The sequence below is a fragment of the Macrococcus equipercicus genome, assembly GCF_004359525.2.
In the GTDB taxonomy this organism is placed as follows: Bacteria; Bacillota; Bacilli; order Staphylococcales; family Staphylococcaceae; genus Macrococcus; species Macrococcus equipercicus.
Genome location: NZ_SCWC02000006.1, coordinates 57,394 through 82,567, shown reverse-complemented (window position 1 = coordinate 82,567; position 25,174 = coordinate 57,394). Strand labels below are relative to the sequence as shown.

At 45.8% G+C, this 25,174-nt stretch carries 22 protein-coding genes; 8 read left to right on the top strand and 14 right to left on the bottom strand.

Features of this window, described 5'->3' with window-relative positions; genetic code table 11:
• Positions 1-39: 39 nt before the first annotated feature.
• From ERX35_RS08810 to ezrA, 5 genes are all read right to left on the bottom strand, one after another.
• On the bottom strand, positions 40-810 hold the full coding sequence (locus tag ERX35_RS08810) for a sulfite exporter TauE/SafE family protein (RefSeq protein WP_149459533.1): 771 nt from the start codon (positions 808-810) through the stop codon (positions 40-42).
• Positions 811-846: 36 nt separating this feature from the next.
• The gene (locus ERX35_RS08805; protein WP_149459532.1) at positions 847-1,668 is read right to left on the bottom strand and encodes a glycerophosphodiester phosphodiesterase; all 822 of its coding nucleotides are present in this window, start codon (positions 1,666-1,668) and stop codon (positions 847-849) included.
• Between the two features lie 12 nt (positions 1,669-1,680).
• A complete protein-coding gene (thiI, locus tag ERX35_RS08800; protein ID WP_149459531.1) occupies positions 1,681-2,886 on the bottom strand; it encodes a tRNA uracil 4-sulfurtransferase ThiI in 1,206 nt (401 codons plus the stop codon).
• Positions 2,883-4,019, bottom strand: a complete 1,137-nt coding sequence (locus tag ERX35_RS08795) for a cysteine desulfurase family protein (RefSeq protein WP_149459530.1) — start codon at positions 4,017-4,019, stop codon at positions 2,883-2,885. The genes thiI and ERX35_RS08795 overlap by 4 nt, the downstream gene beginning before the upstream one ends.
• Before the next feature lie 135 nt (positions 4,020-4,154).
• A complete protein-coding gene (gene ezrA, locus ERX35_RS08790; protein WP_149459529.1) occupies positions 4,155-5,855 on the bottom strand; it encodes a septation ring formation regulator EzrA in 1,701 nt (566 codons plus the stop codon).
• A 128-nt stretch (positions 5,856-5,983) separates the two neighbouring features.
• Between ezrA and ERX35_RS08785 the strand changes: the two genes are divergently transcribed.
• The 4 genes from ERX35_RS08785 to ERX35_RS08770 all read left to right on the top strand — a co-directional run bounded on the left by ERX35_RS08785 (position 5,984) and on the right by ERX35_RS08770 (position 9,433).
• On the top strand, positions 5,984-6,460 hold the full coding sequence (locus ERX35_RS08785) for a GAF domain-containing protein (RefSeq protein ID WP_149459528.1): 477 nt from the start codon (positions 5,984-5,986) through the stop codon (positions 6,458-6,460).
• Positions 6,461-6,756: 296 nt separating this feature from the next.
• The gene (rpsD, locus tag ERX35_RS08780; protein WP_149459527.1) at positions 6,757-7,359 is read left to right on the top strand and encodes a 30S ribosomal protein S4; all 603 of its coding nucleotides are present in this window, start codon (positions 6,757-6,759) and stop codon (positions 7,357-7,359) included.
• 154 nt (positions 7,360-7,513) lie between these two features.
• Positions 7,514-7,963: an OsmC family protein gene (locus ERX35_RS08775; protein WP_149459526.1), complete on the top strand. Its 450-nt coding sequence runs from the start codon at positions 7,514-7,516 to the stop codon at positions 7,961-7,963.
• A 159-nt stretch (positions 7,964-8,122) separates the two neighbouring features.
• A complete protein-coding gene (locus tag ERX35_RS08770) occupies positions 8,123-9,433 on the top strand; it encodes a cation:dicarboxylate symporter family transporter (protein WP_149459525.1) in 1,311 nt (436 codons plus the stop codon).
• 37 nt (positions 9,434-9,470) lie between these two features.
• On the opposite strand, the gene nagE is transcribed toward ERX35_RS08770, so the two are convergent.
• Positions 9,471-10,955, bottom strand: a complete 1,485-nt coding sequence (gene nagE / locus ERX35_RS08765) for an N-acetylglucosamine-specific PTS transporter subunit IIBC (RefSeq protein ID WP_149459524.1) — start codon at positions 10,953-10,955, stop codon at positions 9,471-9,473.
• A 103-nt stretch (positions 10,956-11,058) separates the two neighbouring features.
• Entirely contained in the window at positions 11,059-12,561 is a 1,503-nt protein-coding gene (gene hutH, locus ERX35_RS08760; RefSeq protein ID WP_149459523.1) for a histidine ammonia-lyase, read from the bottom strand.
• 349 nt (positions 12,562-12,910) lie between these two features.
• Here hutH and ERX35_RS08755 point away from each other — a divergent pair, with 349 nt between their 5' ends.
• Positions 12,911-13,129, top strand: coding sequence for a hypothetical protein (locus ERX35_RS08755; RefSeq protein ID WP_149459522.1), 219 nt, complete (start codon positions 12,911-12,913; stop codon positions 13,127-13,129).
• A 9-nt stretch (positions 13,130-13,138) separates the two neighbouring features.
• On the opposite strand, the gene ERX35_RS08750 is transcribed toward ERX35_RS08755, so the two are convergent.
• Positions 13,139-13,564 (bottom strand): DUF1801 domain-containing protein, encoded by a 426-nt coding sequence (locus tag ERX35_RS08750; protein ID WP_149459521.1) that lies wholly within the window; start codon positions 13,562-13,564, stop codon positions 13,139-13,141.
• Positions 13,565-13,746: 182 nt separating this feature from the next.
• On the opposite strand from ERX35_RS08750, the gene ERX35_RS08745 reads away from it, so the two are divergent.
• Complete coding sequence (locus ERX35_RS08745) at positions 13,747-13,962, top strand: hypothetical protein (protein ID WP_149459520.1); 216 nt, start codon at positions 13,747-13,749, stop codon at positions 13,960-13,962.
• A gap of 39 nt (positions 13,963-14,001) precedes the next feature.
• Here the strand turns inward: ERX35_RS08745 and ERX35_RS08740 are convergent, their stop codons facing one another.
• Positions 14,002-14,610, bottom strand: a complete 609-nt coding sequence (locus ERX35_RS08740) for a lysophospholipid acyltransferase family protein (RefSeq protein ID WP_149459519.1) — start codon at positions 14,608-14,610, stop codon at positions 14,002-14,004.
• 165 nt (positions 14,611-14,775) lie between these two features.
• Between ERX35_RS08740 and ERX35_RS08735 the strand changes: the two genes are divergently transcribed.
• Entirely contained in the window at positions 14,776-15,972 is a 1,197-nt protein-coding gene (locus ERX35_RS08735) for a S1C family serine protease (protein ID WP_149459518.1), read from the top strand.
• Between the two features lie 51 nt (positions 15,973-16,023).
• Here the strand turns inward: ERX35_RS08735 and ERX35_RS08730 are convergent, their stop codons facing one another.
• The 3 genes from ERX35_RS08730 to tyrS form a co-directional block, all read right to left on the bottom strand.
• Positions 16,024-16,890 (bottom strand): TPM domain-containing protein, encoded by an 867-nt coding sequence (locus ERX35_RS08730; RefSeq protein ID WP_149459517.1) that lies wholly within the window; start codon positions 16,888-16,890, stop codon positions 16,024-16,026.
• Entirely contained in the window at positions 16,890-17,486 is a 597-nt protein-coding gene (locus ERX35_RS08725) for a LemA family protein (RefSeq protein ID WP_149459516.1), read from the bottom strand. The genes ERX35_RS08730 and ERX35_RS08725 overlap by 1 nt, the downstream gene beginning before the upstream one ends.
• A gap of 77 nt (positions 17,487-17,563) precedes the next feature.
• Entirely contained in the window at positions 17,564-18,820 is a 1,257-nt protein-coding gene (gene tyrS / locus ERX35_RS08720) for a tyrosine--tRNA ligase (protein ID WP_149459515.1), read from the bottom strand.
• 323 nt (positions 18,821-19,143) lie between these two features.
• Here tyrS and ERX35_RS08715 point away from each other — a divergent pair, with 323 nt between their 5' ends.
• Complete coding sequence (locus ERX35_RS08715) at positions 19,144-21,564, top strand: transglycosylase domain-containing protein (protein WP_149459514.1); 2,421 nt, start codon at positions 19,144-19,146, stop codon at positions 21,562-21,564.
• 44 nt (positions 21,565-21,608) lie between these two features.
• Here the strand turns inward: ERX35_RS08715 and ERX35_RS08710 are convergent, their stop codons facing one another.
• Together ERX35_RS08710 and acsA are read right to left on the bottom strand one after the other, a co-directional pair.
• On the bottom strand, positions 21,609-23,276 hold the full coding sequence (locus ERX35_RS08710) for a formate--tetrahydrofolate ligase (RefSeq protein ID WP_149459513.1): 1,668 nt from the start codon (positions 23,274-23,276) through the stop codon (positions 21,609-21,611).
• 136 nt (positions 23,277-23,412) lie between these two features.
• On the bottom strand, positions 23,413-25,125 hold the full coding sequence (acsA, locus tag ERX35_RS08705; RefSeq protein ID WP_149459512.1) for an acetate--CoA ligase: 1,713 nt from the start codon (positions 25,123-25,125) through the stop codon (positions 23,413-23,415).
• Positions 25,126-25,174: the final 49 nt, after the last annotated feature.

The following is a 25,174-nucleotide window of genomic DNA, read 5'->3' as shown; positions in this document are numbered from 1 at the left end:
CAAAAAAACGATTAATCCGCCGGATTAATCGTTTTCTGCTTAATGGAAAAAATGAGCGGTGATATAGTCCCATGCATTTTTACTGATGAGCAGCACTGTCACAATGATGAACAGCAGTTTGACATAGGAGACGCCTTTGTTCAATGCAAACTGACTGCCCGCAAAACTGCCGGCCACCATCGACAGTCCCATCGCAAGCCCTACTACATAATCCACTTTCCCAAGATAGATGAAAAGCAGAACTGCACCTAAGTTGGAAGCAAAGTTCAGGAATTTGGCATTGCCCGCCGCCCTTAAAAAATCAAAGCCGATCAACAGCAGACTGAACAGCAGAAAACTCCCTGTCCCGCCTCCTAAAAAACCGTCGTAAAAGCCGATAAAGGCGACGACTACGATAAACAGCACCGACTTAACCGGTGAGAGCTTCTTATAAGTTGTCGTAGAGCCCCAGTCTTTATTGAACAGCGTATAGATCAGGACGAGAGTCAGCATAATGATAACAATCGGTTTCAATAGTGCAGGCGGCAGATAAGTAGCCGTCAATGCACCAAGGATCGACAAAATGAACGACACCGGAAAGAGCCTGCCGACGATATGGAAGTCCACTTTCCCGGAACGGATGAAAGAGACAGTCGATGTCAGTGAACCAAATGAGCTTGCAAGCTTATTCGTGCCGAGCGCCACCGCCGGATTCATTCCCGTGGCAAGCAGTGCCGGAATCGAGATAAGCCCGCCGCCGCCGACTACAGCATCTATAAACGCGGCTAGAAATCCAAAGAAAATCACAATGAGTAATATGTGTAAATCCAAAGTTGTCCCTCATTTCTCTCTATTAAAATGCTCGCTTTATAATTCCGGCTGATTTCCTTCAAATATTTCACTGTTGTCCATGTTAAAAGCGGTCCGCAGCCGGTCGGCGTAATTAGTGAACGCACCGTCTATACCGGCAGCAATAAGCTGCTTCATATCTTCCGGTTCATTCAATGTATAAGGAAAGACAAGGAATCCCAGCTGGTGCATCCGTTTGATCAGCGGCGCATCAAGGTCTTTAATGCTTGGTCCGACCGCATAGACGAACTCATGGATCTTCAGCAGCGCGTCGTCTGTCATCTGACGCAGCACCCCTTTTTTAGTCAGCAGCAGCAGCGGCATCGCCGGTACAAGATGATGCACTTTAATCAGACTCTCCAGGCTGAACGACTGGATGACCGTCTGATTGTTCTGCAGCCGCTCAAGTGACAGCAGGCCATGTTTATCCAGCACTTCGACAAGCCGCTCTTCCATGCCCGGATAAACTTCCGGCGCTTTCGTCTCAATATAATAGTTGACTGCACCGTAACGACCGATGACGTCTTCAAGCGTCGGGATAGTCTGGCCTATAAAGTAGTCGCGCTGCAACTCAGGGAACTGCTTGTTGTACCAGCTGCCGACGTCCAGCTGCTTGATTTCTTTCAGCGTCATTTCTTTGATGACACCGGGCAGTCCACTTGTCCGTTCAACAGTTTCGTCATGCATAATGATGATCTCACCGTCCAGTGTCATTTGAACGTCCAGCTCAATGTAATCAGCTTTCATATCGAACTGACTCATGTCATACGATGAAAATGTGTGCTCCGGCGCATAGCCTGATGCACCGCGATGCGCAATGACCACATTGTTAGTCAGCATTATATTCACTCCTTATAACAAGTCGTTAAAGACAGCGGCTGCTTTTTCTTTCGTGATTGTCATGACTTCAATATTGTCAATCGCTTCAGCAAGCAGCGGCTCAAAGTCAAAGTACCCTTCGAATTTCTCCATTTTATCGAGCCGTGGATTCGTCTTCGGATTTTTCGGTGTAAAGATAGTGCAGCAGTCTTCAAACGGCTGGATGGAAGTTTCAAATGTACCGATTTCTTGCGCCTTGATGATGATGTCCTCTTTATCAAGCGTCAGCAGCGGGCGGAGAATCGGCATCGATGTGACGGCGTTAATGGCATACATGCTGCCGAGTGTCTGGCTCGCGACCTGTCCTAAGTTCTCACCGTTGACTATTGCTTTAGCGTCAATCTGATGCGCCACCTGCTCCGCTATTTTCAGCATCATGCGGCGCGTTGAAGTCATCGTCATGTTTTCCGGAATCACTTTATGGATCGTCTTCTGGATGTCAGTGAACGGTACAAGGTGAAGCTTGATGACGCCTGTCGTCTGAGCCATAATACGGGTCAGTTCAATGACTTTCTGCTTCGCTTCTTCACTGGTGAACGGCGGTGAATGGAAATGAATCGCTTCAATCGTCACGCCGCGTTTCATCACTTCAATCCCTGCGACCGGTGAATCAATGCCGCCGGACAGCATGAGCAGTGTTTTGCCGCCGGTTCCGACTGGCAGTCCGCCTGCCCCTTTAATAACCCGGGAATAAATGTAGACACCTTCTGCTCTGACTTCCACGTGAACCGTGTAATCCGGTTTTTTCACCTGCACTGTCAAATGCTCGGTGTTTTTCAGAATCTCACCGCCGAGCATGCTCTGCAGTTCAAATGTATCATACGGGAACTGCTTATCTGAACGTTTCACGTCGACTTTAAATGTCGCACCTGCTTCATCGATCTCTTTCGCTGCGCCGACCGCTGATTCAATGATATCCGTGATATTCTTTGTCGTGCGCACAACCGGGCTGAGCGACTGAATGCCGAATACTTGAGCGGTCCGGCTCATGACTTCTTCAATGTCTGTACCGGGTTCAAGGTCGATGAACATGCGGTCGCGTTCAGCAATTACATGGTAACCGGTCAGCGGGATTAACGCATACTTCACGTTGCCTTTCAGCTGGCTGATGAACTGATGACGGTTCCCTGTTTTCAATGTCAGTTCACCGTAACGCACTAATACTCTGTTATAATTCATTTATTTAATAACTCCTCTACTTCACTGTATATTTCTTTGAACGCCTCTTTGAACGCCTCAATTTCTTCTACTGTATTATATTTTGACAGTGACAGTCTGACACTGCCGGTAATCGTCGCTTCATCCACATGAAGCGCTGTCAACGTCTCGTTCAGCTTCGCCCGTTTCGATGAGCAGGCACTTGTCGTCGAGATCATAATGCCGCGCCTGCTGAAGGCATTGACAATCACTTCACCTTTAATGCCGACGAATGAGAAATTGACAATGTGCGGTGCGCCGCCTGCCTGAGAGTTCAGCTGAATGCCGGGATACTGCTTGACGAAGCTTTCAATCTCCTGCTTGAACTGATAGAGCCTTGCACGCTGCATCTCCATCTCTTCCATCGCCAGCCGCATCGCTTTGCTCAATGTGACGTTAGCAGCCACATTCGACGTCCCTGACCGGAAACCGTACTCCTGGCCGCCGCCGTACACCGTCTGCGCCAGATTACGCAGCTGATTGACAACAAGCAGCCCCTGTCCTTTCAGGCCATGAAACTTATGGCCGCTCAGACTGAAGCTGTGCACGCCGTCGATGACAAGCGGCACTTTCCCGAATGACTGCACGCAGTCCACATGGAAATGGACCTTCGGATAACGCTTCAATACTTCAGCGATTTCAGCGACCGGCAATACAGCTCCCATCACGTTATTGACATGCATGACAGATACCAATATGACGTCCGGCGACAGCAGTCCTCTGAAGTGGTCCATATCAAAGGCACCATCTTCTTTGAACTTCACATACTTCACCGCAAACCCTTCCTGTTCAAGTCCCCGAATGGTCTCCAGTACAGATGGATGCTCAATTTCCGTCGTAATGATCGTCCGGCCGAATGCTTTCTTCGCCCGTGCCATACCCGTCAATGCCATGTTATTGGATTCAGTCGCACCGCTCGTAAAAACGATGCTCTGCTGATCGAGCTTCAAAATATTTTTGATCTGGCTGCGCGCTTCCTCCTGCAGCTGATTCGTCTCGAGCCCTTTCTCATGCGGACTTGCCGCATTGAAATAAAATGTTTCATTAATCTTTATGAATGCGGACAAAACCGCCGCGTCGGGCTTTGTCGTCGCACAATTATCGAAATATATCATACGTCACCTCTTCAATATTGTAATACTATACCATAAAAATAGAACCCCGGATATATTTAGTCATACTCCGAAAACTCTTACGACTTCAACGGAAAAACTCCGGATGAAGTACTCATCCGAAGTTCTTTTGATAGGTCAGTCATTCAGTTGATGGACACGCTGCTCAATTTTTTCAGTAGCACCGGGTTCCACACGTTCAATGGCGGCTTCTGCGATTTCTACCGCACGTTTATAGCGGTTGTTGCTGAACAGACGCTCGGCTTCATTGAGGTCTTTGTTGACATCAGAACGGTCTTTTCTGTAGCGGTTGCCGTATTGTATCAACGCTTCTGCATATCTTGCATTATCCAGTACATCAAACGCTTCCTGTTCAAACGTATTCATCGCCACCAGCACTTTGTTCACTTTGTCACGAACGTACTCGACGTTCATCGGACGTTTATTGAACAAGCCGTGCACTTCACGTGTCTCCACATCAATTTCATTCTTCATGATAATGAACCGTTCCGGCACACTTGAAAGGTTGGATGCCAGCAAGCGACGGAACACTTCTTCTTTCCGGCTCTGGATCTTCAGCGTATGCTGCTGTGCTTCACGCTCGTATTCGCGCAGCGCCGTCAAGTGATGCTGAATCTTCTCCTGATTGTCGTTGATGACAGCGACATGATCTTTAATGTACTGAAGATTATCTTCCACTTCAGAATAGCGGACGGCAGACTTCGCCATCTCACTGAGTATTTCGTCATAAATGCCGATCAGACTTTGGATTTCATTATCGTACTGTCTGACTTTCTGGATATCTTCTTCATTAATATGATAGTTTTCTTTCACGTACTCTATTTCAGTGCGCAGTGTATAGTTCATATCTTTTGCATAGAACAACTCATCAGTGATGATTTCCCGCGATTTTTCAACGTTATTTTTCGCTTTCACTTCTATTTCAACGAGTTCCAGCATTTCATCAAGTGCCGTATTGATTTCACCGATCAGTTCCTCAGCTTCATCCAGCTGCAGTCTTGCAATCAATGGTTCTACGAGATTAAGTTTACCTTTTAATGTCTGCAGACTGCTGTCTACTTTGACGTGATCAAGGTTGTAACCTTCAACTTTTAAGTCGCGGCAGCCGTACCGGACATCCTGGAACTGGCCCGGCAGTTCTTTCTGGACATCACGGATCAGCAGCGGAATCTCATCCATATCTTCTTTCAGACGCGTCATCTGCTCGTGAAGTTCTGTAATCTGCAGATGCGCTGTGTCGTAGTTTCCTTCATTAGCGTACTGCACATACTCTTCAATGCGCGGCGCAAATAATTCGATATTATCTTCCAGTGGTTTTGCAGCTTCGCCGTATTGATGACGGTTAGCAAGGACATCCCGCTTAGCTTCGCGGTAAATCGTCCGGCAGTCCTCATATTTCATCTGATCTGCTTTCGCGCCGCCTACATAGCTCGAAATATCAGTGGTCACATTGCTATATTTCTTCTCAATCTGATCAAGAATTTGATGACTTTCGTTTACTTTGTCCTCGCTCAGAGAAAATTTAAATTTATCAAGTGCTTCATCTGCATCATTGATTGTCAATTCTACAGCTTTAATATCTTCAGTCAGAACGGTCTGCCATTCACGTTTCCATTTTTCAAAGCGCATGCCTGCTTCACCTTTAACAGTCAGTTGTTTCACTTTCACCAGCTGATCCTGAAAAGGCAGCGCCTTTACTTCCTCTTTACGCGCTTCCACTTGTTCGAGAGCAGCGCGTTTCTGATTACGTTTATAAAATAAAATACCGACAGCAATAAGCAGCAGTATAACAACCAGCACGATGATATATAATGTCATAAATAATCTTCCCTCCAACCTGTTAAATTATATTATAACTTAAAAAAGGGCCTCAAAAAACATTTTCTTGTGAAAAATATAGCAAATGATTAAAATAGGACTATCCAACATAGAAGAGGTGTTTATATATGTTTCAGCCAGGTCAGCTTCAAGATTATAAAGCTCTAAATACAGCGCTTGATCATCTGCTTGCAGGTGAAGATGACATTATCAGCCACTTAGCTAATGCCAGCAGTCTGCTTAACTACTTTCTCGACAACGTTAACTGGGTGGGATTTTATACGATGAAAAACGGTCAGCTGCAGCTCGGACCGTTCCAGGGACTTCCTGCCTGCGTTACTATACCACTCGGCCGCGGTGTCTGTGGTACTGCCGTCAGTGAGGACAAAGTGATGCGCGTAGCTGATGTCCATACATTCCCTGGACACATTGCATGCGATGCCAACTCAAAATCAGAGATCGTCATTCCAGTTCACGTGGACGGCGAAGTGTTCGGTGTACTGGACATTGATGCACCGATAGCAGACAGATTTACAGCAGAAGATGAGGCAGGGCTGCTTGAATTTGTAAGTGTCCTTGAGCAGCATCTCAAGACAGCCGCATAACAAGTGCCGGTACCGTGAGGAGTGGGTTCGGGAAGTTACGACCGATATTTGTGTTTTATCGCTCATAACTCACTCACTATATACTTATTGACATTCATAACTATCCTCTATATAATAGACGAATGTGAATAAACGAGAGTAGCGGATAAATATTGAGACGCTCTATGGTGTCCCCATAGCTGGCGTGCTGCGTAACCAAAGCTAACAGGCGAAGGCACGGAAAGACACTATATCGGCCTCGAGCATTTATCATTATTTTTGTTTTTCGCGAAAAAAACAAAAGGAGGAGTCAACTTATGGCTCGTTTTACAGGTTCAACTTGGAAAAAATCTCGTCGTTTAGGTATCTCATTAAGCGGCACTGGCAAGGAACTCGAAAGACGCCCTTACGCACCAGGACAACACGGTCCTAACCAACGTAAAAAATTATCTGAGTACGGTCTTCAATTACAGGAGAAACAAAAACTTCGTTACATGTACGGTATCAACGAACGTCAATTCCGCACAATCTTTGATCGTGCCGGCAAAATGAAAGGTATTCACGGTGCTAACTTCATGGCATTGTTAGCTTCCCGTTTAGACGCAGTTGTTTATCAGCTAGGTTTAGCGCGTACACGTCGTCAAGCCCGTCAGTTAGTTAACCACGGTCACATCTTAGTAGACGGCAAACGTGTAGATATTCCATCTTACACATTAAAAGCTGGTCAAGTAATCACAGTCCGTGAAAAATCACAAAAATTAGATATTATCGCTGAATCAGTCGAGTTATCTAACCACGTACCTGACTACTTAACTTTCAACGCTGATACTTTAGAAGGTACATTCGTACGTACACCAGAACGTTCTGAATTATCTGCTGAAATCAACGAACAGTTAATCGTCGAGTACTACTCACGTTAATAAAATTAAACCTCCAGAATATTCTGGAGGTTTTTTTGTTTGCACTGATGACATTAAAAGTGTTTTCTTCCTATTTAGAAGATAGAAGATTTAATGAGTTGAAATTCTGGCTTATTTGCTTCATGCTGATTAAAAACACTTGAAGGAGACGGACATGAAACATAGATTTAACGGTCATGCACAGTTTACCGGCGGCTACGAAGCAGCCGGCCGGCTGACGACTGATAACTTAAACACTCAAATATCGATTCCAGGTGCGATGGGCGGTGCTGATGTCGGGACTAATCCTGATGAACTGCTGCTCGGTGCTGCCACCACATGCTTCATCATTACGCTTTCTGTCATGTTTAAACGGCATGGCTTAACGCTTGCTGATCTGAATGTCAAGTCGACAGCAGTCGTCGATGTCACAGACGGTGTATTCACTTATGAAGCGATTCATTATGACGTCACTATCGATACGACTGCGCCAGAAGACAGGCGGAGCTTAATCACAAGATTCGTTCACAAGTCAGAAGCCAGCTGCATGATCACCCGGGCACTGGCCGGCAATGTCGATGTCATCATAGATGATATTACAATTAACTTTATCGAAGAATCATGAGAACAGCGGACTGCGTCTATGCAGTCCGCTGTTTTGTATCATACTCATATCAAATTTATGTCAGCTATTCTCTGCAGTCAATTCGTCGGCATTAAAATCTGATTGACTTTAAAGAATAAAAGCAATATTATGAAAAAATACGGAGAAAAGAGGGATGAAATGAGTTCAGTAACACAAATTCAAAAACCAAAACGTAGAAGAGGTATCAGCCTCCCTACTCAAATTTTAATTGCACTGATACTTGGGGTAGTAGTGGGTGCACTATTACACGGACGCACAGATTTAGTCAACTATATACAGCCGTTTGGTGATATTTTCCTTCACCTGATCAAAATGATTGTTGTACCTATCGTCTTTGCTTCACTTGTAATTTCTATTGCAGGTGCGGGCGATATGAAAACTGTCGGTCGCTATGGCTGGAAGACACTGCTGTACTTTGAAGTGATCACAACGATTGCCATCGGACTTGGTATTATTTTTGCCAACATCTTTAAACCAGGTGCCGGCATCGATGCTTCAAAGCTGCCTAAAGGCGACGTATCAAAATATACGACGAATGCGGAAGCGGCTGCACACTCCACTTATGGTAACCATATCATTGATACAATTGTCGGCATTATCCCGACGAACATCATGCAGTCAATGGCTGAAGGACAGTTACTGCCGGTTATTTTCTTTTCAGTATTTTTCGGTCTCGGCTTAGCAGCGATCGGCAAAAAAGGAGAACCTGTCAAAGCTTTCTTTGAAGGATTTCTTGACATCATCTTCTGGATGACCAATCAAATCATGAAATACGCGCCGATCGGTGTATTCGCTTTTATCTGTGTCACGGTCATCAACTTCGGCCTCGGCGCATTAATTCCATTGATGAAGCTGGCACTTGTCGTCGGAGGCTCGATGGTCTTCTTCATCATCGTCGTGCTGGGCGGTGTGGCAGCGATATGTAAGATCAACATCTTCCACTTGCTGAGAATTCTGAAGGATGAATTACTGCTGGCCTTCTCTACTTCAAGTTCAGAGACGGTACTGCCTGTTATTATGGATAAGATGGAGAAATTCGGGGCACCGAAAGAAATCGTTTCTTTCGTCGTGCCGACGGGATATACATTCAACCTGGACGGCTCAGCGCTGTACCAGTCAATCGCAGCACTGTTCATTGCGCAGATGTATGGTGTCCACTTGTCCATCACACAGCAGTTAGTACTGTTATTCACATTGATGCTGACATCTAAAGGGATGGCTGCTGTACCAGGAACATCCATCGTCGTCCTGATCACGACACTGACAGCGATGAATATCCATCCAGAAGGACTCGCGCTTATCATCGGGATCGACAGAATACTTGATATGATGCGTACCGTCGTCAACGTGGTCGGTAACTCATTATCAACATTAGTCATCGCGCGCTGGGAGAACCGTCTGGATTACGAAAAAGGACGCAAATATTACGAAAGCTTCGCTAAAAAATAAAAAGGCTGGAATCATTAGATTCCAGCTTTTTTATTTTTTATTTTAAATGATGCTCGACAGCATCGGCCACCTGCTGAACATGAGTGCCAATAATTACTTGAGCATTCTTCTGTCCAGTTTTAATGACACCGGCTGATCCAGCCTGCTTCAGCAGCTGCTCATCAACCAGTCGATTATTCTTCAGTTCAAACCTAAGACGCGTCGCACAGTTCGTCATATGCTCGATGTTTGACGGGCCGCCTACGCCTTGAATAACACGCTGCGCTAAAGCATCGTATTTATTGGAAGATAAGTTATCAGCGGTCACTTCATCAGCTGGCCCTACTTCGTCACCTTCACTTAACGCCATAGCGGCAATCTCTTCGTCACTTTCGCGGCCAGGTGTCTTAATATCAAGCACTTTAATAGCAAAGCGGAAAATAATATAGTACAGCGCAAAGTAGATGACGCCGAGCACTAGTAACATCAATGGATGGTTCGCATTAGGATTTTTTAAAGATAACAGATAGTCAATGAATCCTGCGCTGAATCCGAAGCCCGCTGTCCAGTGGAACGACGCTGCAATGAACATTGACAGCCCTGTCAGCACGGCATGAACGAAGTACAGTGCGGGGGCAACAAACATAAAGGCGAACTCAACCGGCTCAGTCACACCTGTCAGGAACGCGGATACTGCACCTGCAAGAAAAATACCGGCAACCGCTTTTTTGCGTGCTGACTTCGCTGAATGATACATCGCAAGAGCTGCACCTGGCACCCCGAACATCATGACTGGGAAGAAACCAGCCTGATACATGCCGGTAACACCTTTAACAGCATCTTTGCTCTGGAATTTCTTAATATCATCAATCCCGGCGACGTCAAACCAGAACACTGTGTTCAAAGCATGGTGAAGACCGACTGGAATGAGCAGCCGATTGAAGAAACCGAATAATCCGGCACCTACTGCCCCGAGTCCTAACATCCATTCACCGAAACTGACTAACGCACCGAATACAAACGGCCATACAAATAGCAGCACTAATGATAGCAGCATCGCAAAAAACGATACTAAAATAGGGACAAGTCGTCTGCCGCTGAAGAATGCAAGAGCAGCGGGCAGCTCTGTCTGATGGAACTTGTTAAATGTCCATGCTGCAATTAATCCGACAAGAATACCGACAAAGACATTGTCAATTTTCTCAAACCCCTTGTTTACTTGCTCAGGTGCTATTCCCATCAAGTTCGCAACTGATGCAGTGGACAACACGGTCGTCACAACCATAAAGCCGACGACTGCGGCAAGGGCGGCTGCACCGTCTTTTGACTTACTCATCCCGAGTGCAACCCCGATAGCAAACAGCATGCCTAAATGATCAAGAATCGCTGAACCTGCTTTAATCAGGAATCCAGCGACAGGATTATTCGCGCCCCAACCGGTCGGATCGATCCAGTAACCAATTCCGAGCAGCAAGGCAGCAGCTGGCAGCACCGCTACCGGCAGCATCAGACTGCGGCCGATACGCTGTAAAAATGAAAACATAAAAAAACCTCCCTTAATTAAGTGTATATTGATTATATCAGTGATTAAGAATGAATCCTACACAATAAAAGCAGGAACTAAAAGTTAGTTCCTGCCGGATGACTTATGCCTTGTAAGCGTCCTGTCTTAAGTAAGCTGCCGCTTCTGCTATATCTTTATGAAACTGTCTATCTTCTGTGACAGACGGAATAAATGCTCTATATTCGTCAAACTTCTTCTTCGTCTTCAGCGACAGTCGGTCTGCACCTTTCAGTTCGGCTGCCTGCAGCGCGATGATACATTCAATCGCAAGAACGTTACGCGTATTCTCAAGCATCATATAACCATGACGTGATGCAATAGTGCCCATTGATACGTGGTCTTCCTGGTTGGCTGAAGATGGAATAGAATCAACGCTTGCCGGATGCGCGAGTGTCTTGTTCTCAGAGACAAGGCTTGCTGCCGCATACTGCATAATCATCATACCGCTCTGAAGTCCGGGTTCCGGGCTTAAAAATGCCGGCAGACCACCGTTCAGCTGCGGATTGACTAACCGTTCAATCCGCCGTTCAGAGACGCTGGCCAGTTCGCTGATACCGAGCTTCAAATAATCAAGCGCAAATGCGACCGGCTGACCGTGGAAGTTGCCGCCTGAGATCACTAATGTCTCATCATTCTGATCAAAAATCAGTGGATTATCATTTGCCGCATTCATCTCTTTTTCAAGGACTTCTTTAACATGGCGGAACACTTGGAAGCTCGCCCCATGAATCTGCGGGATGCAGCGCAGTGAATAAGCATCCTGGACACGTACTTCACCTTGTCTTGTTGTAAGTTTTGAGCCTTCCAGCCAGTCAAGCATTCTTGCCGCTACTGCTGTCTGCTCTTGAGAATTACGCACGATGTGGACATTCTCATGATACGCATCCGTAATACCGTTCAGTGCCTGATGAGTCAGTGCCGCAATCCATTCTGCCTGGTAACCGATGCTTTCTGCTTCTATGTAACTGATAACGCCCTGAGCTGTCATCGCCTGCGTGCCGTTGATCAAGGCGAGCCCTTCTTTCGCCTGCAGCTTCAGTGCCGGACGCTCCAGCTGCACGAGGACAGCTGCACTGTCTGTTTCTTCACCTTGATAATAGACACGTCCTTCACCGATCAGTGCCAGTGCCAAGTGAGATAATGGTGCCAGGTCACCGGACGCACCGAGTGAGCCCTGGCCCGGAATGACCGGAATAATGCGTTGGTTAATAAAGAATACCAGCTGCTCGACAAGTTCTGCAGTCACACCGGAATGGCCTTTCAGCATCGTGTTCAGACGCAGTATCATCATCACAAGGGCTACATCCTGCGAGAATGGTTTACCGACACCACAGGCATGCGACCGGATCAGATTCACTTGCAGCTGATTATACTGTGTCTCCTCGATCAATACATCACTAAATAAACCAAATCCTGTTGTAATACCATAAATGGTTTCACGTTCATTGATAATCCGTTCGACGATTTTCCGGCTCACTTTGACGCGCTCGACAGCTTCATCAGCAACAATTACAGACCCCTTATCTGCAATAAACTGACGCACCTGATCAATAGTTAAATGCTCTCCAGTCAATAATAATTCCATCATAAAATTCCCCTTTGCTGATTGGTCACTACAACACAGATTATACGCACTGACACAGACAGTTTCAATGAAGAAAGCGCTTTCTTTAATGAGGTATTGTATTAGCACCGTGAATATCGAATGAAGAAACCGGCAGCGGAATGCGTCAAGAGTTGCAGCCGATAATAGAATATTTTCTATTCATATATACATGTAATTGGAAAATGCATATAAATATTTTTACTATCTTGTAATTGACTATCAGTCATGATACACTTTAATTAATCAATTATATCAATTTAACCATAAATATGCTTTCGTAGGTTATTGCTCTATAATTCACATTATTATAAAATTAAGGGTGATAATATTGAGATGCCTCAAACATTTATTTAGTGGCAAACTTACTGCATATCAAATCGCGACAGCCACAGGTATCGAAATAGATACTATTACTGATCTGGCAGCAAAAAAGCTGAGTTTAGAAAATATCGATCAAGCGGCTTATAATAAACTGCTCGATCTTGAAACCAGTCTTTTTACTTCAGAAGCTGACCAGGAACAGTCAACAAATGAGACAAGTGCTTAAGCACTTGTCTCATTTTTTCGGCTCGTAGGCAGTAGTTAAATATTGAATGGACGCGAGAATGAGGTCATGCAGCACTTCTTCATCAATATCATTGACTTCCTTTATATAAAGGCATGATTTTCCCCTTCTATATTTACCGAGCTGTTTCAGCTGTTTTCCACCTTTACTGTTCACAGCGGCCAAATAAAGATTGATTTTCGTTTTTTTTAATGCGAAGGCTACAAGAGGAGCATCCCCTTCAAACTTTTCTTCAATCATATAGTGGTATTTACCGAAACCTACCATTGACGGACCCCACATTCTCGGTTCAAAACCAGACGCCTGTTCAAATATTTTAAGCAGTTGATAGGCATCTTTTTTTCTTTTGACATCTGTCATTTGAGAGATGAAATGGTTTACATCTGTATGTCTCTGCTGATTCAGGCCATCACTCATTCATTTTCCCCTTTTTGATGAATTATACTATATATTCAGAATATTTAATATATATGATGTCATTTTTGTCTGACATTAAGCTAAAAAAATAAATCTTTATGCCCTCTGATGTTTAACTTCTCCGAAAAAAAGGTACTAGTATAAAAAAGATACTTAAACCAAATACAAAAGGGGTGGGCATGATGCCAACTATCTTACTAAAAGCATCTCATCCGACTTCATATGTTAACGACACAAGATTCCAGCTGATAGATGAAAAAGAAAAAAGCAGTTGTTTGAATTTATACAGAGACCAGTCAAAAGCTGTAGCAAAGAAAACGAATAGACAACACGTCATCAAGTTAGAATTTATTTATCCGGATGAGTACACAGAGACAATCGTAATGAAGGCACATTAAATAACAGCACCGGATTGATCAATCCGGTGCTGTTATTCGTTAGTTCTTATTTTCAAGATCAAGGCTCAGCTGGTTCATTCTCATCTCAAGTTCAGCAGTGATCATATCAATGGCTTCACTTTTTTTATAGTCCGCTAAATAATCTTGCGGATGGATAGGCTGACCAAACTTGATAAATGTTTTAGTCCCCCGCTTAAATAATTCTTTGAATGTGGACACACCTTTATAGCTCGCCGGAACGATTGGTGCTTTGCCGAGTACAGCAATAGTAGCGGCGCCGCGTTTCACTGGTGCGCCGGCTTGTCGTGATCCTGCTGGAAACATCCCGATAGTCTTTCCTTGATTCAGCAGTTTCACAGGGATTTTCAACGTTGACGGCCCCGGGTTGTCACGGTTCACAGGAAAGGCATTCGTATTCGTGAAAAACCATTTCAGAAACTTATTCTTGAACAGCTCCTGCTTCGCCATATAATTGATCTCATTTGGATAAACGGCTATAGCAAGAATAACGATTTCCACCATGCTCGTATGTGTGCACGTCACTACATAGCGGGAATCCGCCGGCAGATTTTTCTTGTCAATGATTTTCACTTTGCGAAGCAGTACTTTCAGGACTAAATATAAGAGCGTTGCTATCGGTTTATACATGATTGACACCTCTATTTTAGAAATCTATAGCTACGACTCTATTTTACCATAGCAGCAAGTAAGTCAACTGATACTTTTAGATAATTTTCATTTTATTTTCATAATTAAATGATAAAAATAATAATAACACTCATTATAAAAACAGTAATGCAGGAGGTCTTTTTTATGTCAAACTTTGAAGAGCATGAACAGCAGTATACAGCGCCCTATGCACAGCAGCCCGTAAAACGTAAAAGCGCCTTTCCACAGGCACTGCTCGGCGGCGTCCTCGGCTCTGCTCTGACGATAGGTGCGATGCAGCTGCCTTTTATCAATCATACGTCAAATAATGGCGGCACTGTCACGACTACTAACAGTAAAGATTATAATTTATCAAAAACATCAGCGAACAGCAGTTTCGCTGATACCATCGATAAGATCTCACCGGCAATTGTCGGGGTCATCAATATGCAAAAAGCAAGCAGTAACCCGTTCAGTCCTTCACAGAGCACAGAAGAAGAGACTGGGACAGGGTCAGGTGTCATTTATCAGGCCGCTGACAATGTGTCCTATATTGTGACAAATAATCACGTTGTAGAAGGCGCTTCTGACATTAAAGTCCAGCTGTCAACGGGAAAACAGTATGATGCAGAGCTGATCGGTACAGATGCCCTGACAGATATTGCCGTGCTGAAAGTGAAAGGCAATCTTCATATAACGCCTGTTCCGTTCGGCGACTCATCCAGTATTAGAACCGGAGATACAGTGTATGCCATCGGTAATCCGCTCGGTCTTGATTTCGCGAATAGTGTGACCGAAGGGATTGTCAGCGCTAAGGAACGGACAATGGACGTCTCGACTTCTGCCGGAACGTCATCTGTTAAAGCGATTCAGACAGACGCAGCCATTAATCCCGGTAATTCAGGGGGCGCTCTGCTTAATACAAAAGGGCAATTAATCGGCATCAATTCAATGAAAATTTCTTCCACAGAAGTAGAAGGTATCGGCTTCGCCATTCCAGCGAACGATGTCAAAACCATCATCAAACAAATCGTCAAAAACGGTAAAGTCATCAGACCATACATGGGTCTTGCCTTAACGAGTGCTGACTCTATTCCGACGCAGTACTTGCAGGAGATGGGTATCAGCTCCAATAAAGGCGTCATCGTCGCTCAGACAGATGACTACGCAGGAAAAGTATTCAATGAAGGCGATTTAATCACAAAAGTGGATAATCAAGCTGTTGCTTCTGACAGTGAACTTAAATCCTATATTTATCAGAATAAGAAGTCAGGAGATACAGTGAAGTTCACGATTGTGAGAGGCGGCCATACTAAAGATGTGGAACTGATGCTCCGCAGCACAAAAGATCAGACAAACTAATCACAACACAAAAACGGAAATCCATGTTGGATTTCCGTTTTTGTGTTGTGATTAGAAGCCGCGTCCTGCGCCGCCGCCGCCGAAGCCGCCACCGCCAAAGCCTCCACCGCCGAAGCCGCCATCGCCGAATCCTCCTGACGAGAATCCACCGCCAAAGCCGCCGCCTGTCGGGAAGAAAATAACTGGTCCGATACCGCCTCGTCTACGGCCGCCTCGACCGCCGCCGCCGCCTCCTCTAAAGAAAATGGAGAAGATCAAGTAAAGAAAGAACAATGTAATCAAAATCTGAAAGACACTGAATGAATGGCCGGAACTTGTTGTCTGCATCGGTTGTTCCCGCGTAAACTTACTGCCATCATAGCCGTATGAATCAGCAATTTCCTGCCATACAGCTTTGTACAGCTTAGTCATTGCCTGACCATACAGCTGTTTAGCTTCAGCACTTTCACCTTTTGGGTCGAGTGCCACCGCCTGGCGCAGATCAGGCATCGCGTACTTGTCAATCAGCGCCCCGACTTTAGCATCATTCAGCACACCTTCAAGCCCATAACCTACCTGCACTTCGATACCACGGTTTCTAAATTCATTGCCATTGTCCAGATTCAGCAGAATGACAATTCCGTTGTTTTTGTCCTTCTGTCCGACACCGTATTCACGCCCTGCTCTTAGTGCGTAGTCAGCACGGTTTTCCTGACCGATGGACGGCATTGTCATTAAAAGTATTTCTGCAGTCGTCCCTTGTTCCAGCCGATTACCCAGCTCATTGATTTCTGAAACTTGTGTACCGGACAACAATGAGGCATTGTCCTGAGTGTACACAGGCTGCTTAAGCTTAGGCAGAGGTTCAGCTGCACTCGCCTCATTCAGCGGTAACAAAGCACTGACGATAATCGCGAAGATTAACGCGATTTTGTTCATTAATTGCTATCCTTACTGTTTGTATCAAAATTAACGTCCGGTGCATTTTGTGCAGCACTGTCTGATTTAAAGAGATCTCGTTCTCTGAAACCTGTCAGACCAGCGACAATACTTCCCGGGAAACGTTTGACGACTTTGTTGTATTCTGTCGCCTTATCATTGTAGTCACGACGTGAAACAGCGATACGGTTCTCAGTACCTGCAAGTTCATCACGCAGTCCTGTGAACTGTGTATCAGCTTTCAGTTCAGGATAAGCTTCACTGATAGCAATCAGACGGCCTAATGCAGAAGTCATCTCAGCATTGGCTTCAGATTTTTCTTTAATCGTACCATTTTGAGTAGCTCCTGCTAATTTAGAGCGGGCATCTGCCACTGATTTGAAGACATCTTCTTCATGCTTCGCGTAACCTTTCACTGTTTCTACAAGGTTAGGAATCAGATCCAGACGGCGCTGCAAGTTAACATCGATATCCGATTCTGCCTTATCCACATCCTGGTTTAAATCCACCAGTCTGTTATAAGGCCCGATCAGCATACTGCCGAGCACAAGCAGGACTGCAGCAATCGCAATAATAGGTAATAAAAGTTTTCTCATATTGTTACTCCTTTATATTTAATGTTCTACATTAATACTCACTACCCAAAAAAGACTGGCAGTAACCAGTCTTCTCACTAATTAAAAGTCACCATGAAATATTTCTTCTTACCGCGGCGGATAATCATGAACTCGTCATCAATCTTATCACTGTCGCCGACTTCATAGCTGACATCTGTCTGCTTCTCGCCGTTGATTGAAATGGCACCGTTTGTAATGTCTTCCCGCGCCTGACGTTTACTCGGTGAGATGCCTGCTTCTACAAGCAGCTCAACTAAGTCTGCCGCTGCTGTAACCGTCGACTGCGGCACATCTTTGAACCCTTCACGGATTTCCGCAGCAGACAGTGCAGCTAAGTCTCCTTTGAATAACGCCTCTGTAATACGCACAGCGTCCGAGAGCGCTGCTTCATCGTGGACAAGCTTCGTCACTTCTTCAGCAAGTTTTCTTTGGGCAAGACGTAGATGCGGTTCCTGTTCGACTGATTGCTCAAGTGCATCAATTTCGTCGTGAGATAAGAATGTGAAGTACTTCAAGTATTTAATGACATCCGCATCCGGTGTGTTGATCCAGAACTGGTAGAACTCATAAGGAGATGTCTTTGTTCTATCAAGCCATACTGCACCGCTTTCAGATTTCCCGAACTTTTTGCCGTCAGATTTTGTGACGAGCGGAATGGTCATCCCGTATGCTTCAACTTCGCCGTACATGCGGCGCATCAGTTCAATTCCAGATGTAATATTACCCCACTGGTCAGAGCCGCCGATCTGCAGCTTCACGTTATGCTCTTTGTTCAGATGACCGAAGTCGATTGCCTGAAGAATGGTATAAGTGAATTCAGTATAGGAAATACCCCCTTCAAGACGTGACTGAATACTGTCTTTAGCAAGCATGTAGTTGACACCGACATGTTTACCGTAGTCGCGGAGAAATGTCAGCAGGTCAATCTGACCGAGCCAGTCTTTATTGTTCACGCGGACCGCACTGTTCCCTCCAGTAAAATCAAACAGCTGCTCCATCTGTCTGTTAATGCCGTCAACGTTCTGCTGCACCATTTCAGGTGTCTGCAGCACACGTTCGTCTGAACGGCCGGACGGATCACCGATCATCCCTGTACCGCCGCCGATCAGTACAACCGGACGGTGTCCGTGCTGCTGAAATCTCTTTAACGTTAAAAAGGGCAGTAGATGACCGATATGCAGGCTGTCCGCTGTCGGGTCAGCCCCGCAGTATAGACTAACAGATTCCTTGTTCAACAGTTCTTCCATGGCTTCTGGATGTGTCTCCTGATAAATTAACCCTCTCCAGCGTAAATCTTCTAATAATGCGTTCATATATAATCCTCCTTGTTATGATAAAAATAAAAAGCACCCCTACGCCGAAACGTAAGGGTGCTTGACTGCACGGTACCACCATACTTATGATTGCTCATCACTTATTCGATGAGACGGTCATCGTCCGTCAGACTTTATGCCAGGTGTATTCATAAATGAGATTTCATCAGTTCACAGCACCACTGACTCTCTTCGGATAATCTTCATTTATTACTTGTCCTTTAGTCTGAACATTATATAATTATGATAACAGTTTAATGTTTCATTTCAGCTACGTCAAGTTACTTGTTATGATATACTGGAAATATTCCGGGAGGTTAATAATGGCAAAAAACAATCGCTTCTCTTCTTATAGCAAGAATACATATGCTCACGCTAAGAAAAGGCTGAGTTCCATCGAATGGACGCCTTATGTAGTTTTTCATACGATCTATCATACTTTTTCAAATATCTTGTTCTTCTTTCTCATTGTGTCCATTCTGCTGATTGCTCTGCTGGCAGGATTCGGTACCGGCTACTTCGCAGCGCTCGTCAAAGATCAGCCTGTTGAGAGCGATGCCGCACTCAAGAAAGCACTGAACCAGATGGCTGAGAGCACTACTGTTTATTTCGGCACTGGACAGTCACTCGGCAGCTTGAATGCCGATACCCAGCGGCAAGTCGTCAATTATCAACAGATTAATCCGCATGTTGTCGATGCACTCGTGGCGACAGAAGATGAATATTTCTATAAGCATAACGGCATTGTGCCGAAAGCATTTATCCGGGCTTCAGCACAGGAGATTCTCGGGTCCAGCACCAGCTCCGGCGGCAGTACGCTGACTCAGCAGCTCATAAAAAACCAGCTGCTGTCCAACGAGACTTCATTCGAACGAAAAGCTAAGGAAATGCTGCTATCATTCCGCGTCGAAAAATCATTATCCAAACAGGAAATTATGTCTGCTTATTTGAACGTCGTCAGCTTCGGCCGTAATACAAATGGTCAGAACGTGGCCGGCATTGAAGCGGCAGCCCGCGGTATTTTCGGTAAACATGCCAAAGACTTGAACATCGCACAAAGTGCTTTTCTTGCCGGTCTGCCTCAGAACCCTTATACATATACACCATTTCTGACGAACGGCAGTCTGAAGAGCGATGATGAACTCAGCTACGGTATGCACCGTCAGCAGTACGTGCTGGCAAGAATGCTGCAGAAGAAAAAAATCACGCAGCAGCAATACGATGAGGCTAAAAATTTCAATCTGAAACAATCATTCAAAGACCGGGTGGAAAATCCTGCTGACCAATATCCGTTTCTTGTCGAAGAAGTAGAACGCCGCGCTGTCGATATTATGAAATACGTGCTTGCTGAGCAGGATGGTATTTCAAAGCAGGAGATCGATGACACGCCAGTACTTGCTGATAAATACAGAGTGAAAGCTGATCAGTCACTAAGAAATGAAGGCTACACGGTCGATACGACAATCAATAAAAAGATTTACGATGTCATGAATGACATTAAAAATAATCCGAACTATTATTCAGTCGACCGTCAAGTCGACGTGAACGGCAAAACCGAGACGCTGCAGCATGAAGTCGGCGTTATGCTGAAAGAGAATAAGACAGGTAAAATTCTGGCGTTCGTCGGCGGGCGTAACCATGAGAAATCTCAGAACAACCATGCCACTCAGACGAAACGTTCGCCAGGCTCGACTATGAAGCCGCTGCTCGACTATGCGCCGGCAGTCGAATACGGTGTCATCACACCGGAGACCGTGCTGCTCGATAAAAAGTTTGATATTAACGGCTATTCACCGGAAAACTATGCTAAAAAGGAGTTCGGCGAAGTAACCGCAAGAATTGCTCTGGAAAACTCATTCAACTTAAGTACACTGCGCTTATATTCCGGCATACAAAACAGACAACCGTGGAACTTCCTTGAGAAGATGCATATCGATATTCCGGACAGCGAAAAGCCTAACTTATCATTACCGCTCGGTGCAACGGATATCACACTTGAAGATGATGTCAACGGCTTCTCCACATTGGCCAACAATGGTAATTATCAGGAAAGCTATTTGATCGACAGCATCCGTTCAAAAGATGGCAAGGTCATCTACCAGCATAAAGCACGGCCGGAACGCGTGTTCAGTGATGCCACCTCTTATATTATGACGGACATATTAAAAGGCGTGCTCGATACCGGTAGTGCTTATCAGCTGAAAGGCACATTCGCCTATAAGCAGGACTGGGCAGGTAAAACAGGTACTGCACAAAATGCCACAGATAGTCTGTTCATCGGTTACAACCCAAGCGTCACTATGGGTATCTGGATGGGCTACGACAAACCGACATCATTTGACGAGGAGAACCATTATCAGCTGACATTGTGGCGCGATATCGTCAATGCGGTGACAGCTGTTAGTCCGACACAGATGGGTGTCGGTCAGCACTTCAAACAGCCGTCCTCTGTGCAGACTAAAAAAATATGTCAGCTGACGAACAGTCTGCAAGGGTCATGTGACGGCAGCGAACCAGTTAAACCAACTTTAGTATGGACTAACACAGATCTATCAAAGAAAACATTGAAATCACATGCTGTACTGTCAAGGCTCGGTATTTACCTCGACTCTAAGACGGGTGACAAAGTCTCTGCCAAGAGGGCTGTCGCGAATACATTCTTTGAACTGAGAGGTGTCAGCACCTCAGCAGGCAGCAATACTAAGCAAGAGACACCGGCGACCATCACTAATGTCAGCCGATAAAAAACGGAAATCCTTTAAAAGGATTTCCGTTTTTTTGGCTGGATTTAGAACAGCCCTACTGCATGGCCGTCAGCATCGATATCCATATTGAGCGCAGCCGGCTGCTTCGGCAGTCCCGGCATCGTCATAATATCACCGGTCAATGCAACAATAAAGCCTGCACCTGTTTTCGGGATCAGCTCGCGGATCGTGATTTCAAAGCCGGTCGGACGGCCGAGTTTTTTTGGGTCATCCGTGAATGAATACTGGGTTTTCGCCATACAGACGGGATAATGATCCCAGCCGTTATCTATAATCGTCTTCAGCTGCTTCTTCGCGCTGTCAGAGAACACTACGTTATCTCCGCCGTAAATCTTCTGGACGACTGTGCGGATTTTCTCTTCCACCGGCAGTTCCAGTTCATAGAGCGGCCGGAAATCCTGCTTGTCAGCCATCACTTCTTTGACGAGCCGTGCAAGCTCGACGCCGCCCGCGCCGCCTTTTTCCCATACTTCAGTCAGCGCAATCTTAATGCTGCGGTCAGCACACCAGTCTTTGACTGCCTGCACTTCTTCTGCCGTATCTGTCACAAAGGCATTCAGGGCAACGACGGGCTCCACACCGAACTGCTGTAAGTTCTGCAGATGCTTCTCAAGATTGACGATACCGCGTTTCACCGCTTCAACATCTTCTGCTTTCAGCTGCTCCTTCAGGACACCGCCGTGCATCTTCAGCGCGCGGATAGTCGCTACGACAACGATAGCTGCAGGCTCAAGACCGGCTCGCCGCGCTTTAATGTCCATAAACTTCTCGGCACCGAGGTCAGAACCGAAGCCGCTCTCAGTGACGACTACATCTGCCAGACGCCGGGCTGTGTTCGTCGCAATAATAGAATTGCAGCCGTGGGCAATGTTGGCAAACGGGCCGCCGTGAATGAGTGCCGGTGTCCCTTCGATCGTCTGTACTAAGTTCGGTTTGATGGCATCCTTCAAAATAAGTGCCAGGGCGCCTTCCACTCCTAAATCTTTGACAGTGACCGGCTGCTTGTCATAAGTATAGCCGATTGTCATTTTGGCGATGTTTTCTTTTAAGTCATGAATATCACGTGACAGACAGAAGACCGCCATAATTTCGCTGGCCACTGTAATGTCAAAGCCATCTTCACGCGGCACCCCTTTGAACGGGCCGCCGAGACCGATCACTACTTCCCGCAGCGCCCGGTCGTTCATATCAAGAACGCGTTTCCACGAAATACGGCGCGGATCAATGTTCAGCGCATTACCCTGATAAATATGATTGTCGATGAATGCCGCTAAAGCATTGTTAGCAGTCGTAATCGCATGCAGGTCACCATTGAAATGGAGGTTGATTTCCTCCATCGGCAGTACCTGCGCGTAACCACCCCCAGTTGCCCCGCCCTTCATACCGAAGACAGGTCCTAAAGACGGCTCACGCAGCGCGACCATCACATTATCACCGAGCTGTCTGAAGGCATCACTTAAGCCTACTGTCACCGTGGACTTACCTTCACCTGCAGGCGTCGGGCTCATCGCAGTGACCAGCACGACTTTGCCTGTCGGCTGTGATTTAATTTTTGTCGTATCAATCTTCGCTTTGTAGAAGCCGTAAGGTTCGACCGCTCCGACTGGAATTCCTGCTTCTTCAGCAATAGAGCTGATCGGACGAATTTTCGAGCGCTTTGCAATTTCAAGATCAGATAAATAGTCAGTCATTTTCATTCCCCTTTGTATAAGTCTTCCAGTTCATCTTAGTTGAATAAGAAGGAACTGTCTACCTGTACATAAAAACAATAACAGTGCTCACTTCTTATACACAAGAACCCCCTGACTAGCAAGAGGCTCTATGCTGTCAATCTTCCAGCGTGCTTAAATCACCTGTCGGCAGGTCAAGCTCCCATGCCTTCAGCACACGTCTCATGATTTTACCTGATCGTGTCTTCGGCAGCTTATCCTTGAATTCAATTTCTCGCGGTGCTGCATGTGCTGCCAGACCATTTTTGACGAAGACACGAATCTCCTCTTTCAGTTCATCCGTCGCAGCAAAGCCTTCACGGAGCGCAATAAATGCTTTGATGATTTCTCCGCGCACCGGGTCCGGCTTGCCGATGACCCCTGCTTCAGCGACAGCTGGATGCTCTACAAGCTTGGATTCAACTTCAAACGGCCCGACACGTTCGCCTGCTGTCATGATGACGTCATCTACACGGCCCTGGAACCAGAAGTAGCCGTCTTCATCCATGTAGGCAGAGTCACCGGAAATATACCAGCCGCCCGGCAGGAAGTACGATTCATATTTCGGACGGTTGTTCCAGACGTCTCTCATCATAGACGGCCATCCTTCTTTAAGCGCCAGGTTACCCATACGGTTCGGCGGCAGCACGTTGCCGTCGTTATCAACGATGGCCGCTTCGACACCGGGAATCGGTTTACCCATGGAGCCGGATTTAATGTCCATACTTGGATAATTGACGATCATATGGGCACCTGTCTCAGTCATCCACCATGTGTCATGAATTCTTTTGCCGAATACTTTGTAGCCCCATTTGATGACTTCCGGATTCAATGGTTCACCGACTGACAGGACGTGACGCAGGCTGGACAGATCATAGTTCTTGCTCAGTTCATCCCCGGCACCCATCAGCATGCGGAAGGCAGTCGGCGCCGAGTACCAGACGGTCACTTTGAATTCTTCGATGGTGCTGTACCAGCCTTCAGGCGAGAATCTGCCGCCCGCAATAACATTCGTCGCACCGTTCAGCCAAGGTGCAAATATTCCGTAGCTCGTACCTGTCACCCAGCCCGGGTCAGCTGTACACCAGTAAATATCATCTTCTGTCAAGTCGAGAACGTACTGCCCGGATATGTAATGCTGCACCATAGCATACTGCACGTGCAGCACGCCTTTGGGCTGCCCTGTCGAACCTGATGTATAGTGCAGAATCAAGCCGTCTTCTTTATCGAGCCACTCGATGTCAAAAGTGTCCGCTGCCTCTTTAAACGCTTTGTTGAAGTCAATATGCTGATCAGCCACCTCATCATCGACAATGACAATATGCTTTAAATTCGGCAGCTCATCGACCGGAATACGTCCGACTAAACTGTTTGTCGTGACAATGACAGACGCTTCACTGTTTTCCAGTCTATCTTTGACTGCTTTCTCCATGAATGCTTCAAATAACGGCCCGACAATGGCTCCGATCTTCAAGGCGCCAAGCAGTACAAAGTAAAGTTCAGGTGACCGCGGCATAAAGATGAACAGTCTGTCTCCTTTAGCGACATCCGTCGTATTTTTCAGGACGTTCGCTGCTTTGTTGGAGTTTCTCTTCATCTCTTCAAATGTATATGATTCATTACGTTCAGCATCTTTATAGTAAAGGGCGACTTTATCACCTCTGCCGCTGTCTACATGACGGTCAATACATTCATAACCCATATTGACTTTCCCTGTTTCGTGCCAGGAGAATGCCTTTTCAACTTCTTTCCAGTCAAAGTTTTTATAGTGCTCATCATAATCCTGTAAATTATAATCCCCTGGTTCTACTTCATATATCTCTGTCTTCATTATGACATCCCCTTTGTATACGTTTTCAATGCTACAATATTATTATATA

Bases quoted from the DNA above. Each gene is read 5' to 3' on its own strand.
- ERX35_RS08805 (WP_149459532.1), bottom strand. From the start codon at position 1,668: ATGCTGACTAACAATGTGGTCATTGCGCATCGCGGTGCATCAGGCTAT.
- nagE (WP_149459524.1), bottom strand. From the start codon at position 10,955: ATGTTTTCATTTTTACAGCGTATCGGCCGCAGTCTGATGCTGCCGGTA.
- ezrA (WP_149459529.1), bottom strand. From the start codon at position 5,855: ATGACATTATATATCATCGTGCTGGTTGTTATACTGCTGCTTATTGCT.
- acsA (WP_149459512.1), bottom strand. From the start codon at position 25,125: ATGAAGACAGAGATATATGAAGTAGAACCAGGGGATTATAATTTACAG.
- thiI (WP_149459531.1), bottom strand. From the start codon at position 2,886: ATGAATTATAACAGAGTATTAGTGCGTTACGGTGAACTGACATTGAAA.
- ERX35_RS08725 (WP_149459516.1), bottom strand. From the start codon at position 17,486: ATGAGAAAACTTTTATTACCTATTATTGCGATTGCTGCAGTCCTGCTT.
- ERX35_RS08730 (WP_149459517.1), bottom strand. From the start codon at position 16,890: ATGAACAAAATCGCGTTAATCTTCGCGATTATCGTCAGTGCTTTGTTA.
- ERX35_RS08715 (WP_149459514.1), top strand. From the start codon at position 19,144: ATGGCAAAAAACAATCGCTTCTCTTCTTATAGCAAGAATACATATGCT.
- ERX35_RS08775 (WP_149459526.1), top strand. From the start codon at position 7,514: ATGAAACATAGATTTAACGGTCATGCACAGTTTACCGGCGGCTACGAA.
- ERX35_RS08795 (WP_149459530.1), bottom strand. From the start codon at position 4,019: ATGATATATTTCGATAATTGTGCGACGACAAAGCCCGACGCGGCGGTT.
- ERX35_RS08745 (WP_149459520.1), top strand. From the start codon at position 13,747: ATGCCAACTATCTTACTAAAAGCATCTCATCCGACTTCATATGTTAAC.
- ERX35_RS08770 (WP_149459525.1), top strand. From the start codon at position 8,123: ATGAGTTCAGTAACACAAATTCAAAAACCAAAACGTAGAAGAGGTATC.
- ERX35_RS08740 (WP_149459519.1), bottom strand. From the start codon at position 14,610: ATGTATAAACCGATAGCAACGCTCTTATATTTAGTCCTGAAAGTACTG.
- ERX35_RS08750 (WP_149459521.1), bottom strand. From the start codon at position 13,564: ATGAGTGATGGCCTGAATCAGCAGAGACATACAGATGTAAACCATTTC.
- hutH (WP_149459523.1), bottom strand. From the start codon at position 12,561: ATGGAATTATTATTGACTGGAGAGCATTTAACTATTGATCAGGTGCGT.
- rpsD (WP_149459527.1), top strand. From the start codon at position 6,757: ATGGCTCGTTTTACAGGTTCAACTTGGAAAAAATCTCGTCGTTTAGGT.
- ERX35_RS08735 (WP_149459518.1), top strand. From the start codon at position 14,776: ATGTCAAACTTTGAAGAGCATGAACAGCAGTATACAGCGCCCTATGCA.
- ERX35_RS08710 (WP_149459513.1), bottom strand. From the start codon at position 23,276: ATGACTGACTATTTATCTGATCTTGAAATTGCAAAGCGCTCGAAAATT.
- ERX35_RS08785 (WP_149459528.1), top strand. From the start codon at position 5,984: ATGTTTCAGCCAGGTCAGCTTCAAGATTATAAAGCTCTAAATACAGCG.
- tyrS (WP_149459515.1), bottom strand. From the start codon at position 18,820: ATGAACGCATTATTAGAAGATTTACGCTGGAGAGGGTTAATTTATCAG.